Below are 15109 nucleotides of genomic sequence, written 5' to 3'. Positions count from 1 at the left end.
ACTCTGCCTGCTCCGGCTCCACCGCTACACGATCCCCTGCCGGTCCGGCGGCATGCGCTGCCGGTGCGGGCGGACGAAGGGGTGGCTGCTGTGAACCCGCAGCTCTTCCCGAAGCCACCGCGCCGCATGAAGCAGCCGGCCAAGGACGTACTACGCGACCAGCTGGCCGTAGCCGCCGACCGAATCATCGAGCTGAGCGCGGAGAACCTGGCGCTGCGCGATGCCATTGAGCGATCCACCGAACACCTGCGCGCCGCAGTGGCGCCGAAAGGAGAACACCATGGGCGCTTCTGAGCGCTTGATGACCGTATCGCAGGCAGCAGACGACTGCTCTTGCTCGGTCAAGACATTGCGGCGTGCAATCGATGCTGGAGCGCTTGTTGCTACCCGGCTCGGCCAAGGCCCCCGCTCCGACAGAATCCACCCTGCCGACCTCGCGGTCTGGTGGGCCAAGTGCAAGGTAAAGACATGCCCATCACCAAGCGTCCCAACGGCCACTATCAGGTCACCATCGGATACGGTGGGCGAACGTATCGCAAAACTTCTCGCCACTGGTCGTTCAAGGACGCCAAAGACTACGAGCGGAAGTGGCTCGCCTCAGTCAAGGACGCTGCGTCTGGTCGCGAGCCGCAGAGACTGATCGAACACGCCATCGAAAGGTGGCTGATCGACCATGTGCCGCGTCTACAGTCCGAGGCCAAAACCAAGGCGCACGTGCGGGCACTGATGCCGTACGTAGAAGGACGCAAGCTGTCGGAGATAACGCAGGTATGGGCCGAGGTGAAGGCTGCGGAGGTGGGCAAGGCCCCGGCCACGGTCAACCACAAGGGGCGCATCCTGCGGCAAGTCAGCAGGATGGCATGGCGCGAGTGGGAATGGTTGGAGCGGCCAGCTGCGATCACCCTGTTGCCTGAGAAACCGCGCGAGACGTTCCTGACGACGGCCCAGGTCGAGGCGCTGGCGATGGCATGCCCCAACCCTGCCGTGGGCGACTACGTGCGTCTGGCGGCGTATACCGGCATCAGGCGTGGCCATCTGCTGCGCCTGACGGCACACGAGGTGCGCGGCGGCTTCATCCACCTGGATCGCACCAGCAAGACGAAGACGCTGCAGCTGGTGCCTCTGCACCCCAAGGTGGCGGGGATCGCCGCACGGTTGCCGCTGGGGGTTTCTGACGATCAGGTCAGGGATTCATGGGCGAATGCCCGCGCAGCATGCGGTCTGCAGCACGTGCGCTGGCACGACCTGCGGCACACCTGCGCATCGTGGCTAGTGCAGGCCGGCGTGCCCCTGCATACCGTGTCGGAGGTGCTTGGACACAGCTCCATGGCGATGACCCGGAGGTATGCGCACTTGGCACCGGAACACCTCGCAGAAGCCATCAAACGACTGGCCTGATTCTGTGCACATTCTGTGCAGCACACGGGGCTTTAAGGGGGTTTTTAGTCCCATGGAGCCCCATATGGATCAAGCAGTTAGGAACACTGATGTGACTTAAAATCCGCCGGGGGCAACCCCATGCCGGTTCGATTCCGGCTCCGGGCACCAGTATCTCTGGCGCGCACCAGCGGCCGCTCAGATCGCACGCGAGTAGCTCGCCGGCTGTGAAGCCGGCAGCAGGTAGCGGTCGAAGCACATCGCCAGCAGCCGCAGCAGCGGCCGCCCCTTGCTGGTAACGCGCACCAGTGCGCCGTGCACCTCGGCCAGGCCATCGGCCTGCAACAAAGCCAATTGCGACAACGCGTCGGCAAAGTAGCTCTCGAACGCGATGCCACGACGATCGCAGGCGGCACCTGCATCCACTTCACCGTGGCACATCAACTGCTGGATGATTTCCGCACGCAGGACATCGTCCGCATCCAGCTCGACACCCCGCCATACCGGAAGGCGCCCGGCGTCCACCGCCGCTTCCCACGATGGCAGGTCCCGCGGATTCTGGCTGTAGCTGTGGCCCACGTTGCTGATCGCGCTCACGCCCAACCCCAGCAGGTCAGTGTCGGCATGGGTCGTGTAACCCATGAAATTGCGATGCAGTAGCCCGGCACGCTGCGCACGCGACAGGTCCTCGCCGGGCAAGGCGAAATGGTCCATGCCGATGTACTGGTAACCGGCCTGCAGCAGGTGCCGTACGGCCAGGCCCAGCAGGCCCAGCTTCCGTTCCGGCGCAGGCAGGCGTGATTCGTCGATCTGCCGCTGGGCGCGGAACAGCTGCGGCAGATGCGCATAGCCATAGACCGCCAGCCGGTCCGGACGTAGTGCCAGCACCTGCTCCAACGTGCGCCCGAAGCCTTCATCGGTCTGCCCCGGCAGGCCGTAGATGAGGTCCACGTTGACCGAACGCATGCCATGGTCACGGCATGCCTGCAGGATATCCAGCGTCTCCTCCACTCCTTGGATGCGGTTGATCGAAGCCTGCACGCCTGGATCGAAATCCTGCACGCCAAGACTGGCACGGTTGAAGCCCAGCGCGGCCAGCTGCGCCACGTCGGCACGATCAATGAAGCGCGGGTCCAGTTCAATGGAGAAGTCGCGCGCCGCCGATCCGCTCAGGTTGAAGCGTTGCCGCAACCCCTGCACCAGTCCGGCCATTGTGTCCCGTTCAAGGAAGTTCGGCGTGCCGCCACCGAGGTGCAGCTGGATCACTTCACGCCGGGGATCCAGCCGGCAGGCCAGCAGGTCGGCCTCGGCCAGCACGCGCGTGACGTAACGCTGGCCCTGGCTGCGGTCGCGGGTGATCACCCGGTTGCAGCCGCAGTAGAAGCACGGGCTGCTGCAGAATGGCACATGCACATACAGCGACAGCGCCCTCGCCTGGCGGTTGCTGCCGGCCAGCACCTGCCGCAACGCGCTTTCGCCGAAGCCATCGTGGAAATGCGGTGCGGTGGGATAGGAGGTGTAGCGCGGACCGGCCCTGTCGTGCCGGCGCAGGACGCCCGCATCGAAACACCAGGCCAGGTCATCCTGCACGTGGGAAATGGTATCCATGCCACCAGCGTGCCCGGGCGCAGACAACCACGCCTTGACCTGGATCAAATCAGCCCGAGGTACCCACGATGGGCAGTGCGACCTGCGGCCAGCGCAGCATCTGGTAGCGCTTCCAGAAGGTATCGGCGATGCGTGCGGCGATGTCGTCTGCCAACCGCCGCATGTCGGCATTGCCGCTTTCGGCCGTGGTCATCCGGAACAGGACCAGCCAACGGTCGAACAGGTCCCGGTCCATGGCATCGATGGCCATGTGCTTGGACATCGGCGATCCCTGGAACCGGCGCGTGCCACGCAGCAGGGCAGACCAGAAATCGACCAGTTGGGCAAGGTGCGTGGACCAGTCTTCCACGTGCCCGGCGAACACCGGTCCCAGCCGGGGCTCTTCGCGCACGCGCGCATAGAAGTCATGCACCAGGCGAGTGACTTCTTCTTCGCTGCACAGGTCGAGGGAGGCTTCAGGCAAGGGAGGCGGGAGCGTTTGCATGGGATCCAGCGCGATTCGTGCGGCCATTATCCCATCGCCAGCCAGAACGTCCACTTGATCCAGATCAATGTCGGTGGCCTGCACTGTTCCTAGATTGACCCCTCCCTGATGGCGTGCCTCCGTGTCGCCCCGCCCTGACCCGCCTGTTGCCGGAGCGCATCTGCATGAACCGCCAGCGCATCGCCAGAAAACGCCCCCGCTGCCCACGCATGCAATCGTTGGGCGTGATCCTGTGGCCGAGTTTCGTCGCGGCCAGCCTGGCCTGCGGCGTGTTCTTCGCCTTCGTCGATCCCCTGCGCCTGCGTGACATCAGCCTGCCCGGCCATGCCATCAGCCGCGAGCTCGGCTACACGCTGGTGTTCTTCCTGTCCTGGCTGGTCACTGCTGCTTCCAGCACGGTCACCTGCTACCTGCTGCGGCCGATGCCGCGCACCGCCGACGACGAGGTTCCGCTGGGGTGAACCGCCTGCCGTGGCTGTCCCATCTGCCGACACTGTTGACCACCGTCCTGCTGGCCAGCTTCCACGCCCTGCCATGGCTGCGCTGGAATGGCCGCCAGGCGCTGTTGCTGGACCTGTCCAACCGTCGTTTCGACCTGTTCGGACTGACACTGTGGCCCGGTGATGTCGGCCTGCTGATCAGCCTGCTGGCTGCGGCGGCGGTGGGGCTGGCACTGTTCACCCATGTGGCCGGACGCTTGTGGTGCGGGCATGCCTGCCCACAGACACTCTGGAGCACGCTGTTCAACCGGGTGGAGCGATGCACGCGACGATGGCTGCGCCACCCGGTTGCCGAAAGGACGCTGCGGCACGTGCTGTGGGCCATGATCGCGTTGTGGACCGGGGTGACGTTCGTCGGTTTCTTCACTCCCATCGACGCGCTCCTCGGGCGGCTGGTGCAGCTGCGGCCGAGCGGCTGGGAGATATTCTGGATCCTGTTCTACGCAGCAGCCACCTGGGGCAACGGCGGCTTCCTGCGCCGCCGCGTCTGCACGACGCTGTGCCCGTTCGCCCGCTTCCAGCCTGCGCTGTCCGATGGGCATACGCCTCGCATGCTCTACATGGCGCCTCGCGGCGAGCCACGCGGCGCGCGGCCCGCCGGCCTGGGCAGCGTGGCACGTCGGGGCCGGGGCCTGCTGGATGGCACCACCGCGCAGGATTACGTGTTCCGCGCCGCGCATCCGGAGCTGGCGGGCCCGATGCCTCGATTCGCGTTCGACCGGTTGGGCGATTGCATCGATTGCGCTGCCTGCGTGAAGGCATGCCCGATGGGGTTGGACATCCGCAACGGACCACACGCTGATTGCCTATCGTGCGCGGCCTGCCTGCTGGCCTGCCACCGGGTGCAGCATGATGCCGGCTTTGACACCGGCCTGATCCGGTTCTGCGCACCAGAGCGGATGGCGGGCCGCCCTCGCCGCCTGCTGCGACCGGTTACGCTGGCCCTGCTGGGGGTGTTGGTGGTGCTGGTGTTGCTGGGCGCGTGGCAGCTGGCCCGGATTCAGCGCGAGGACGAGTCCGCTGTTGGCACCAGTTTTGCGTGCTGGACGATGCCCAACTGCTCGATCAGCAACGCGACGTCGTTGGTGACCTGCGTGCGCTCGCGCCCTTCGGGAACCAGCCGGGCGAGCACGCGCTGGTAGTCGTTCCAGAACTCCGGGCCGCATCCGTGCTGCTGGTAGCTGTCCTCGAGCTCCGCCCGTACAGTTTCAGCCAGATTGTGTCTGCCGTTATCCATGAACGACCTCCGTGGACATGTCTGCAGCGGCAGTGCCGGGGGCACCGGGCGGACCAACAGAGCCCGCCTGTTGAATTACTCACAAATATGACTACAGGTCAATGACACACAGCACACTTTGCCGTCACGCAACTGAATAGTTCACACAAAACCGCCGCCACAGAGGCTCCTTCCGACGGATGGCGGCACATGACGCTCCGCTCACCCCGGATCGGTAGGCTGGCACTTCGCCACTGCCTACAGGATCGAACATGCCGCTGACTGCACAACAGCAACGAATCCTCGAGGATATCCAGGCGACACGACCGGTCAGCGATGCCGACGCGAACTGGGCCGTGGAGGCGGGGTATGCGGCCCAGGCCGAAGATGGCGATATCGACCTGACCCAGGAAGGCCGCCAGCTCGTCGACACCACCCGACTCTGACGGCTGCGGGAGTTCCGGTGCCGCCCGCCTCCCGGCTGCGCGTCGCGGGGCCAGCGCGCAGGTTGTCGTGGCATCCCCTGCCGGCTGCGTCGGCATGAAATCCAGGCACCCGCGGTCCGGTGCCGGACGAGGCCGCCTCTGGCGCTCCAACGGCCGCAGCCGCATCGTCGGGCAGGCACCGGATGGGCATGGCGGGTGACAGGGATCACACGCTTCCTCCCAGGTGCAGGCTTTCTGCGCGCAGGGCCACGTCGCGCGCATCCGGCATGTGGAGCGAGACCGATGATCAGTGCCATGCAGCTTTCGCAGATCCTGATGTGTCCGCTAAGCCTGGCACAGCGCTGGACCTACCCGCTCGATGTGGCGATGCAACGATTCGAGATCAACACGCCACGCCGCATCGCGCACTTCCTGGCGCAGTGCGGCCACGAGAGCAATGGCCTGCAGACATTGCAGGAAAACCTGTCCTACAGCCGCAAACGGTTGGACCAGGTGTTCGGCCACAGGGTGGCGGACACCGAACAACCGCATTACGTGCGCAGGCCGGAGAAGCTGGGCAACCGCGTATATGCCAACCGCAATGGGAACGGCGACGAAGCGAGCGGGGACGGTTTCCGATTCCGGGGCCGGGGCCTGATCCAGTTGACCGGCCGTGCCAATTATCGACGCGTAGGGGAACTGATCGGCATGCCGCTGGAAGACCAGCCGGAATTGCTCGAATCCCCCGAAACGAGTGCATTGGCTGCAGCTGCGTGGTGGCATGACGCCGGAATCAATGCACTGGCCGACCGCGACGATACGCTGGGGGTGAGTCGCCGGGTGAACCTGGGGGCGGCAACCAGCAAGGCCACACCGGAGGGACTGCCGGATCGGCTGGCACGCACCCGTCGGGCGATGGGAGTGCTGGGGGTGACGTGAAGTGGACGGCGCAACATGGGTTGGGCCGCATCGATGACCGCGCGCAGGTCCGCGCCGTTCGATTTCCAGGAAAACTTTCAGGCATAAAAAAAGCCCTGATAAATCAGGGCTTTGTCTGGAGGCCTGGGTCGGAATTGAACCGGCGTACGCGGCTTTGCAGGCCGCTGCATAACCACTCTGCCACCAGGCCGGTGTACAGCGACCAGGGAAGCGACTCCCTGATAAGACGAAACCCCCTATTCGGGGTCTGTCGGGATTTGGAGCGGGAAACGAGACTCGAACTCGCGACCTCAACCTTGGCAAGGTTGCGCTCTACCAACTGAGCTATTCCCGCAGACTTTCATCTGCCCAACCGTGCAACACCCGCGGGTGTTGGAAACTGCCGGACCCTCGACCTGCGTCGAGGGAGCGCTATTGTGTCGGGATTGCTTCACGCCGTCAACATCCTTGATGCACGCGATCCAGGCCGATTGTCGGCTACGCGGCCACCCTTCACGACGCAGGGCTCATCCGGCGATCCTGACCCCACACATCCCGGCAATGATGGCAGCGGCAATGGCGGCATTGACCGCTACACCGATGAACCAGACGCGGTCGGCAATGCGCGGCGGCGTGCCATGCGCATTGAGGACAACCCTGAGGCCCGCAACCAGATGGCTGAGGACGAAAAATACGCCAAGCGCGTAGTGCGGAAGAAGGCGGATATTCCATGGATCATGCAGAAGGCCCGTGGGCGCGCCGATCGCGAAGTTCCAGTCAGTCGGAATGCCAAGATAGGTACGTGCATAGATGAAGACGGAGTTCATGTGCCCAAGAATGAACACCGAGAGATAAACACCTGATGCGATCTGGAACGTGCGGAAGAACCCGTGCCTTGCCGAACTCCAACGCCAGGCCAGGAACAGTCCGCTGGCAACCTGGAACAGGAAAACCACGATCAACACAGGCTCGATGAAGGGCGCCCGATAAATCGTCCGCCCGGCCTCCATGACCACGCCGTGTTCGACAGGCCCGATCAATCCCACCAGATGGTTCCCAAGGTGGAAGATCACATAGATGCAGAGGATGGCTGCGCTGATTCCATGGGCTACCCGCCACCGTCCCATGCCAGGCCGGCCCTCAGGGTGAGCGTCGTATCCGGCCGCTCTGGATGCCCATAACGTCATGCCCAACCATATGACGCACCAGACCCATGGATCCGGAATCGGGCTTCCGACCAGGGCCTGGACCACCCCCAGGAAAACATACAGGGTCGGCGCCACCACACTGGCATACGCGAGACGACGCATTCTCGTCTGGATCTGCGGTTGGCAAGCCACGAAGATCCCAAGCACGGGAGCGGAAAAGGCACACAGCAATACGATTGCCGCACCGGCAAAGCGGGTCCCGCCCGGTTGCGATCCAGCCGGTCCGATGAGTGCATGGAACAGCATGAGCAGGAACGGATAGCCTGCTGCGGCCAAAGGCGGAACCAGTACGATCGGCTTGATTCCCCGGATGGCGGGATGCCCTGCCCCGACCAATGCATTGCCGTTGTTCGGCGTCACTGTTTTCATTGCCGAAGTGCCGCAGCGCCGACCGCTTCCCTCGCTGCCGGCAGCGTTGCGAGCAGGACATCCCGATTCGCTGCCAATTCGTCATGGCCGAGAAATGCCGTAGCTTGCAGGGGAAGGAAATGCAGCGAGTTCAAGCCCACGCACCCAAACGCAGCGGTCAAGTATGGGATGAGGAAATCCGGCTGCCTTGCGCGATCCCCGGTGAAAACACCGCCAGAAGCGATACCGACATAGACGGGCTTGTCCTGCAGCAGGCCAAACTTCTCTCCATGGGGTGACACGCCAATCGTGCGACCCATCCGCAGTATCTGGTCGATCCACGCTTTGAGAACCGATGGAACAGTGAAGTTGTTCATTGGCGTGCCGATGACCAGGACGTCGGCTGCTTCCACTTCCTGGATCAATTGTTCCGACAGGCCCAGGGCTCCTTTCGACACGCCCTCAGCCAGCGTCCCGGGCGAAGAAAGGACCGTAGCGTAGTCGGATTCGGCGTGCGGCAATGGGTACCGGCCAAGATCACGCCGAATGACGCTCGCATCCGGATCAGTGACAGAAAGATGCGAAACAATCGCGGCCGACAAGTCGCGGCTGTGCGACTCCGGCCTCGGGCTGCAGTCAATATGCAGGATATTCATACAGGCTCCTTGGATGGCGGAACGGACGAGGCCTTGGGCAGATGCGCATTACAGTTCGAGCACCTGCCGCGTGCCCCGCGTCTCACCGGCCCCAGGCCGCAGGTGCGTCTGGCCCTGATTGCTCAGGCAACAACGATGCGGCGAGGGTCCGCCGATTCCAGGATCTCGGCGCGGTCACTGCTGGCCGGCGGATAGATCCATTCGGTATTGATCTGCTTCTTGAGAGCCCCGGCTTCTGCACCAACCAGCATTACCTGGCGGTCCCAACCCTCTGTATAGACAGCCCCCCATGGCCCCAGGGCCAGGCAGGTCACGTACTTCGGTTGGCTGTACGGGATCGGGTCCACGCCGATCAGATCGGCCGCCACGTTATGGCCGGCGGAGCGACCAAGATTGTTGGCATGCTGGCAGGACATCATGGTGTAGTTCCCATCGTCATCCGTAGCGGCATAGGCGCAGTCACCTGTCGCGAATACGGAATCGAGTCCCTTGACCTTCAGGTTGCGGTCGACGTGCAGCCGGCCAAAATGGTCGCGATCGGCGGGGATCTGCGCGGTGAGCTTGCTGGCCCGCGCGCCGGCTGTCCAAACGACGGTATCCGAGTCGATTCGTTCTCCGCTTTCGAGCGTTACTCCCTTCGCATCGATGGCCGCGATACCAGAACCGAGCTTCCACCTCACGCCCAGATCAGTCAGCGCCTGCATGATCACCGGCCTTGGACCGGGCCCAAGATCCGGGCCAACATCAGCACCACGCTCGACCATGATCACCCGCACGGCAGCGTTGCTGCCCAATGCCGCACGCATACGGACGGGCAGTTCAGCGGCGATCTCGATGCCGGTGAAGCCTGCTCCTGCCACAACCACCGTATTACGGCTGGCACTCTCCGGTCGGCGTGCCAATCCCTGGATATGCGCTTGAAGTCGTGACGCATCTGTAATCTGGTCGACGCTGAATGCATGCTCCTTCAATCCGGGAATCGGCGGGCAATGCAGGCGGCTGCCGGTGGCAAGCACCAGCCGGTCATACCCGAGATGTTGTCGCGAAACGTCTTCCCCTGAACCCACGATGCATACTTCCTGCTTCGCGACATCGATACGTTCCACCATTCCCTGGATGAAGGTGACGCCAGCGATCTGGAAGATCTCCTGCAACGGCGCTTTCATGCCTTCCGGATCCTGCTCGTACAGGCGGGGGCGAACGTGCAGCGTTGGCTCCGGTGCGACAAGGGTGACCTCCACATCCGTGCGTCCCACCTGATCGAGCAGGCGGACGGCGCCCAGCGCGCTCCACATTCCGGCAAAGCCGGCACCAACGACAAGAATGCGTTTTGACATGCGTCATGTTCCTGGATCAAATCTCGGTTTCACGCGATGGGCATACCGCAAGGCGTTCAGGCTGCCCGGACCGCCACTGCTTACTGACGCATTCCGACTGCCAGACGGTTGAAAGCACTCATCAACGCAATGGCAAACGTCAGATCTGCTATTTCGACGTCACTGAAATACGACTTGAGCGGATCGAAATCTTCATCAGGTGCATGGGTCTTGTCGACGTGCGTCAGCGACTCGGTCCAGGCCAGGGCGACACGCTCACGCTCGGTGAAGTGCTCCGCCACGCGCCATCCTGCCAGGCCATCCAGCTTGGCATCCGGCACACCATCGGCGCGCAGGGCGGCTGCATGCATTTCCAGGCAGAAGGCGCAGCCATTGATCTGCGACATCCGCAGCCAGACCAACTCGATCAACTGCTTGCCGAGGCTGCTTTTTTCCAGCGCCTTCTTGGTGGCACCAAGGCCTTGGTAGGCCTCGCGCGCGAGGGTGTGATAAGGCAAACGCTTCGGGGCACTCATGATGGATCTCCTGATTGAAAAGAAACGGAATCTGCGTTGACGTCAAAGGACGGCAGGGTCTACAGCGGCTGGCAGAAGTGCATCCCTCTGGCCAGCAGGCCTTGGCGAAAATAGAAGCGTTGCCCCAGCGGATTTCCCAGCGCTGTATCGAGGACAAAGTGCGCGCAACCCTGTCGCTGCGCCTCTTCGCGCACGGCATCGATCAGCTGTCCACCCAGGCCGTGACTGCGTGCATCAAGGGTCGATACAAGATCATCGACATAGAGGAATCGCCCATACAGCAGATTCTCTTGAATGCGATAGCCGGCCAGGCCCTTGACCTCGTTGCCCTGCCACGCGGCCAGCAAGCGATAGCCCTGCCCGGCCTGGCGACGTGCTTGTGCGGTAAATGCATCGGCGTCGGCCAGATGGGGGCGCAGTTCACGCATGACAGTGAAGCAGGCCTGGTAATCCTGATCGCTATCGATGTGTCTCAAGTAAATGATGCCCATGTGGATTCCCTTGTCGTGCAGCCAGTACTGTAGGAAAGTAATGGCCTATGGGACAGGTGCAAGAATTGACTAGATTACTGGGGCATTGCGTATGAATCTGCAGCATCTGAAACCAAGCCAGGAACACGATGCACCGATCTACCTGCAGTTGTATCGGCGCTACCGTGAGGCGATTGCAGCGGGAAAACTCCTCCCTGGAGATCGCGTGCCATCCGTGCGCAGCCTTGCCAGCGAGTTGAGCCTGGCGCGAGGCACGGTCGAAATGGCCTATCAGATGCTGGCAAACGAGGGCTACTTCGTCGCGCGAGGCGCGGCCGGGACGGTCGTGTCTCCCAAGCTGGGAAACCTGGCTGGACCTGGCCACGCCAAGGCGCCTGCATCTACGGTGCACGCATCACCGCACTCCCAGACCGCGGACAGTGAAGTCTTGCCGTTCCGGCTCGGCCTTCCTGCATTGGATGCGTTCCCGCGAAAAGCCTGGGCGCGCCTGGCCGGACGCAACCTGCGCACCCTGGAGACGATAGCAATGACCTACCCCGACCCAGCGGGATTCGCTCCTCTGCGGCGTGCCATCGCCACCTATCTGGGCCTCTCGCGCGGCATCGTCTGTTCGCACGAGCAGGTATTTGTCACCGCAGGCTATCGAGGGGCGCTGGAACTGGTGCGTCACGCCCTGCTGCAGGCGGGGGACCTGGGCTGGTACGAGGATCCGGGCTACATCTTCGCGCGGCAGTTCCTGCAGCGTGCAGGAATGCGCCTGGAGCCGGTACCCGTCGATGAGGAGGGCTTGAACGTGGGCATTGGCCAGCAACGCGCCGCCCACGCACGCTTCGCCGTGGTCACCCCGACCCACCAAAGCCCGATGGGCGTGGCCCTTTCGTTGCCACGGCGACTGGAACTGCTGGATTGGGCGAACCGCCGCCGCGCCTGGATCATTGAAGACGACTACGACAGCGAGTTCCGTTACCACGGTCGGCCCCTGCCTGCGTTGAAAAGCCTGGATCGTGACGGACGGGTGCTTTACACAGGCACCTTCAGCAAGGTGCTGTTTCCCGGTCTTCGACTGGCATATCTGGTGGTTCCTGCCTCGCAGATCGGCACGTTCAGGGACGCCGTCGACCACCTTCCCGGCCCCGGGTCCATCCTGACCCAGTCCATGGTGGCCGACTTCATGGAACAGGGGCATTTTGGCCGGCACCTGCGCAGGATGCGAACCTTGTATGCGGCCCGGCGTGGCTATCTGGTCGATGCGCTGGGGCAGGCGATGGGCGAACGCCTGCACGTGCAGCCACAGGCGGGTGGCATCCACGTATTGGCTCACCTGGACACCGCGCAGAATGACAAGACCCTGGCCGCCACCGCTGAGGCCAAAGGGCTCGCAATCCAGGCATTGGGCAACTGGCGGATGCGCAAGTCATCGCAGGGAGGCTTGCTGATGGGATTTGCCAACTTCGCAACGGCTGACCAGGCCATGGCATCCGTTCGGCGCCTCAAGACCGTGTTGGCGAGGTGCTGAGTCGCACCGGGGGGCGCCAGCCTATCCAGGATGACTGGAACTAAAAAAGGGGCCGAAGCCCCTTTTTCCAGCGATTTACAGACATGGAAGTCTGCAGACCATGTATTGGAGCGGGAAACGAGACTCGAACTCGCGACCTCAACCTTGGCAAGGTTGCGCTCTACCAACTGAGCTATTCCCGCAGTCTCTTCAACCTGCGCCGAAGAAGCGATATTGTGTCGAAATTCCTTCACCTCGTCAAGCCTGTTCATGTCACACCGGACAGGTCGGAACGGCACTGGGAGGTAAGAAAAAGAGACCTCGACGGTCTCTTCCCGGGCATCCTGAAGGGGAAACGAATCTCGCATCGGACCTGTATCGACGACTGCAAGGTTTGCTCGTCGCGGCTCCGTTGCCAGGTGCAGGGCATCAACGCTGACCTGGCATCCAGCGCAGCGTTTCGATCAAAGCCTTTAACGCCGGCGTGATCTGCCGATTGGGATAGTAAAGGTGGCATCCCGGAAAACTCGGACACCAATCGTCGAGTACCTTGACGAGCCGGCCTTGTGCTATCTCTTCCGCGACTTCATGCTCTATCAGCCCGCCCAGGCTTGCGCCAGCTCGCACGGCGGCAGCGGCGAGAAGTCCATCATTGACGATCAACTGTCCCTTGGTACGAACAGTAATCTCACGATTATTGCGCACGAAAGTCCATGGACGCAGCCCGCCGCCGCCCACCAGGCGATAATTGATGCAGATGTGGGCCTCCAAATCTCGAGGTATCCGGGGCTTGCCATGACGATCAAAATAGTCCGGCGTGCCTACGATTACGGCGCGGACGTCAGGCTCGAGCCGTACTGCAACCATGTCGCTGTCAACCTGCTCGCCGAGGCGGATGCCGGCATCAAAACCTTCGGCCACTATATCGACAGGCCGGTCGTCGGCGATTACCTCCACCGACACATCGGGATGTTTCAGCAAAAAGGCTGGAAGCCGCGATGCGAGAACCGTTCGAGCGCCATAATGAAGGGTCGTAAGTCGCACAGTGCCGGATGGAGCTCCGCGCCAGTCTGCCAGCGCCGCGAGGCCACTGGCCACTTCGGCAAGGGCAGGATCGAGCGATCGCAAGAGGCGCTCCCCTGCGGCCGTGGGAGAGACCGACCTCGTGGTTCGCGCCAGCAAAAGCACACCCAGGCGCTTTTCCAGATTGCGCATTGCATGGCTGAGAGCGGACGGGGATAGGCCCATCTCCGCCGCCGCGCGCGTGAAGCTGCGCGCTCTCGCCACTGCTGCGAATGCCGCCAGATCGTCCAGGTTTCCGCGTCTCATTATTGCATCCAGCTCATAAGGCCTTGCCACGACATCCCCCTAATAATCGCAGGATATCAACCCATTTCATGTTCTACTAATTAGGGAGATGCAGCAATGAACATGACCCACTACCGTACACTCGGCCGTTCAGGTCTTGCGGTAAGCCCACTGGCTCTCGGCACAATGACCTTCGGTGCGGGACGGTGGGGCGCTGATGAACGGAGTTCGCGCGCCATCTTCGACGCGTATGTCGATGTCGGCGGTAATTTTGTAGACACCGCCGATGTCTATTCGGGCGGCAGCAGCGAAGTGATGCTGGGCCGATTCATTGCCGAGCACAGCAACCGTGACCGGATGGTCATTGCAACCAAATCCGGATTCCCACGGCGTCAGGACACACCCCTTGCCGGTGGAAATTCGGCGCGCAACATCCGCGACGGCATCGAGGGATCGCTGAAGCGGCTCGGAACTGACTATATCGACGTTTTCTGGACCCATGTCTGGGACCAGACCACCCCGCCGGAAGAGGTGCTGCGCGCCCTGACGGACGCTGTCCGCCGTGGCGATATCCTGTACTACGGTTTTTCGAACGCGCCGGCGTGGTATGCCACGCAGATCACCACACTAGCGACCGCGCACGGTTTGCCCCAACCTGTTGGCTTGCAGTATTCCTATTCCCTCATCGACCGTGGCGTCGAACTGGAAATAATTCCCGCCGGCAATGCCCTTGGGTTGGGCCTGGTTGCCTGGAGCCCCCTCGGCGCAGGCCTCTTGACCGGCAAATATGGCCGGGAAAAGCTTGCCGAGGCCGGCCCCGCCGGAAGCCTGCCCAACCGGTCAGGCGAGACGAACATGGGCGGAAGCGACGGACGCCTCAATGGCGACAATCCGGTCGGCGGCATGCTGTTTACCGAGACGAATTTTCGCATCGTCGATGTCCTTCGAGAGGTCGCTGAAGAGGTCGGCCGTCCAATGGCGCAGGTCGCGCTTGCCTGGGTCGCAAAACGACCGGGCGTCTCTTCGGTGCTGATCGGCGCCAGCCGAGCGGAGCAACTGCTGGAGAATGTTGCCTCCATCGATATCGAATTGACGACCGATCAGCAGTCGCGACTGGACGCGGTGGGGCACCCTCCCTTGCTGAACCCCTATTTCATCTTCGGCCTACCGCGAGAACGTGTCTTCGGCGGGCGCTCCGTAGAACCCTGGGGACGATGACAAGC

At 62.8% G+C, this 15109-nt stretch carries 16 protein-coding genes and 3 tRNA genes; 8 read left to right on the top strand and 11 right to left on the bottom strand.

Annotated features, from left to right (window positions below):
- Positions 1-90: 90 nt before the first annotated feature.
- On the top strand, positions 91-294 hold the full coding sequence (locus tag H4O11_RS01450; protein ID WP_182337660.1) for a hypothetical protein: 204 nt from the start codon (positions 91-93) through the stop codon (positions 292-294).
- Positions 295-468: 174 nt separating this feature from the next.
- A complete protein-coding gene (locus H4O11_RS01445; RefSeq protein WP_182337659.1) occupies positions 469-1398 on the top strand; it encodes a tyrosine-type recombinase/integrase in 930 nt (309 codons plus the stop codon).
- Between the two features lie 177 nt (positions 1399-1575).
- On the opposite strand, the gene hemN is transcribed toward H4O11_RS01445, so the two are convergent.
- Both hemN and H4O11_RS01435 read right to left on the bottom strand, forming a co-directional pair.
- Positions 1576-2985, bottom strand: coding sequence for an oxygen-independent coproporphyrinogen III oxidase (gene hemN, locus H4O11_RS01440; protein WP_182337658.1), 1410 nt, complete (start codon positions 2983-2985; stop codon positions 1576-1578).
- A 49-nt stretch (positions 2986-3034) separates the two neighbouring features.
- Positions 3035-3469, bottom strand: a complete 435-nt coding sequence (locus tag H4O11_RS01435; protein ID WP_182337657.1) for a group III truncated hemoglobin — start codon at positions 3467-3469, stop codon at positions 3035-3037.
- 164 nt (positions 3470-3633) lie between these two features.
- Between H4O11_RS01435 and H4O11_RS01430 the strand changes: the two genes are divergently transcribed.
- The 4 genes from H4O11_RS01430 to H4O11_RS01415 all read left to right on the top strand — a co-directional run bounded on the left by H4O11_RS01430 (position 3634) and on the right by H4O11_RS01415 (position 6549).
- Positions 3634-3930, top strand: a complete 297-nt coding sequence (locus tag H4O11_RS01430; protein WP_182337656.1) for a hypothetical protein — start codon at positions 3634-3636, stop codon at positions 3928-3930.
- Positions 3927-5111: a 4Fe-4S dicluster domain-containing protein gene (locus tag H4O11_RS01425; RefSeq protein ID WP_425505985.1), complete on the top strand. Its 1185-nt coding sequence runs from the start codon at positions 3927-3929 to the stop codon at positions 5109-5111. The genes H4O11_RS01430 and H4O11_RS01425 overlap by 4 nt, the downstream gene beginning before the upstream one ends.
- Positions 5112-5457: 346 nt before the next feature.
- Complete coding sequence (locus tag H4O11_RS01420) at positions 5458-5631, top strand: hypothetical protein (protein ID WP_182337655.1); 174 nt, start codon at positions 5458-5460, stop codon at positions 5629-5631.
- Positions 5632-5913: 282 nt separating this feature from the next.
- Positions 5914-6549, top strand: coding sequence for a glycoside hydrolase family 19 protein (locus H4O11_RS01415; protein ID WP_182337654.1), 636 nt, complete (start codon positions 5914-5916; stop codon positions 6547-6549).
- A 116-nt stretch (positions 6550-6665) separates the two neighbouring features.
- On the opposite strand, the gene H4O11_RS01410 is transcribed toward H4O11_RS01415, so the two are convergent.
- The 7 genes from H4O11_RS01410 to H4O11_RS01380 form a co-directional block, all read right to left on the bottom strand.
- Positions 6666-6739, bottom strand: a tRNA-Cys gene (locus tag H4O11_RS01410).
- Positions 6740-6807: 68 nt separating this feature from the next.
- Positions 6808-6883, bottom strand: a tRNA-Gly gene (locus H4O11_RS01405).
- Between the two features lie 172 nt (positions 6884-7055).
- Positions 7056-8105 (bottom strand): hypothetical protein, encoded by a 1050-nt coding sequence (locus H4O11_RS01400; RefSeq protein ID WP_220466542.1) that lies wholly within the window; start codon positions 8103-8105, stop codon positions 7056-7058.
- Complete coding sequence (locus tag H4O11_RS01395) at positions 8102-8740, bottom strand: FMN-dependent NADH-azoreductase (RefSeq protein ID WP_182337653.1); 639 nt, start codon at positions 8738-8740, stop codon at positions 8102-8104. Before H4O11_RS01395 ends, H4O11_RS01400 begins: the two co-directional genes overlap by 4 nt.
- A gap of 122 nt (positions 8741-8862) precedes the next feature.
- Positions 8863-10077: an NAD(P)/FAD-dependent oxidoreductase gene (locus tag H4O11_RS01390; RefSeq protein WP_182337652.1), complete on the bottom strand. Its 1215-nt coding sequence runs from the start codon at positions 10075-10077 to the stop codon at positions 8863-8865.
- 80 nt (positions 10078-10157) lie between these two features.
- Positions 10158-10592: a carboxymuconolactone decarboxylase family protein gene (locus tag H4O11_RS01385; protein ID WP_182337651.1), complete on the bottom strand. Its 435-nt coding sequence runs from the start codon at positions 10590-10592 to the stop codon at positions 10158-10160.
- Positions 10593-10651: 59 nt separating this feature from the next.
- Positions 10652-11083, bottom strand: coding sequence for a GNAT family N-acetyltransferase (locus H4O11_RS01380; protein ID WP_182337650.1), 432 nt, complete (start codon positions 11081-11083; stop codon positions 10652-10654).
- A gap of 91 nt (positions 11084-11174) precedes the next feature.
- Between H4O11_RS01380 and pdxR the strand changes: the two genes are divergently transcribed.
- The gene (pdxR, locus tag H4O11_RS01375) at positions 11175-12599 is read left to right on the top strand and encodes a MocR-like pyridoxine biosynthesis transcription factor PdxR (RefSeq protein WP_182337649.1); all 1425 of its coding nucleotides are present in this window, start codon (positions 11175-11177) and stop codon (positions 12597-12599) included.
- A gap of 106 nt (positions 12600-12705) precedes the next feature.
- On the opposite strand, the gene H4O11_RS01370 is transcribed toward pdxR, so the two are convergent.
- Together H4O11_RS01370 and H4O11_RS01365 are read right to left on the bottom strand one after the other, a co-directional pair.
- Positions 12706-12781 (bottom strand) — tRNA-Gly (locus H4O11_RS01370).
- 226 nt (positions 12782-13007) lie between these two features.
- The gene (locus tag H4O11_RS01365) at positions 13008-13907 is read right to left on the bottom strand and encodes a LysR family transcriptional regulator (RefSeq protein WP_182337648.1); all 900 of its coding nucleotides are present in this window, start codon (positions 13905-13907) and stop codon (positions 13008-13010) included.
- A gap of 96 nt (positions 13908-14003) precedes the next feature.
- On the opposite strand from H4O11_RS01365, the gene H4O11_RS01360 reads away from it, so the two are divergent.
- Positions 14004-15104: an aldo/keto reductase gene (locus H4O11_RS01360; RefSeq protein ID WP_182337647.1), complete on the top strand. Its 1101-nt coding sequence runs from the start codon at positions 14004-14006 to the stop codon at positions 15102-15104.
- The last annotated feature ends 5 nt before the right edge of the window (positions 15105-15109 follow it).

It is taken from the genome of Stenotrophomonas tumulicola (assembly GCF_014117215.1).
GTDB lineage: Bacteria > Pseudomonadota > Gammaproteobacteria > Xanthomonadales > Xanthomonadaceae > Stenotrophomonas > Stenotrophomonas tumulicola.
This window is presented reverse-complemented; position numbering and strand designations above follow the sequence as displayed.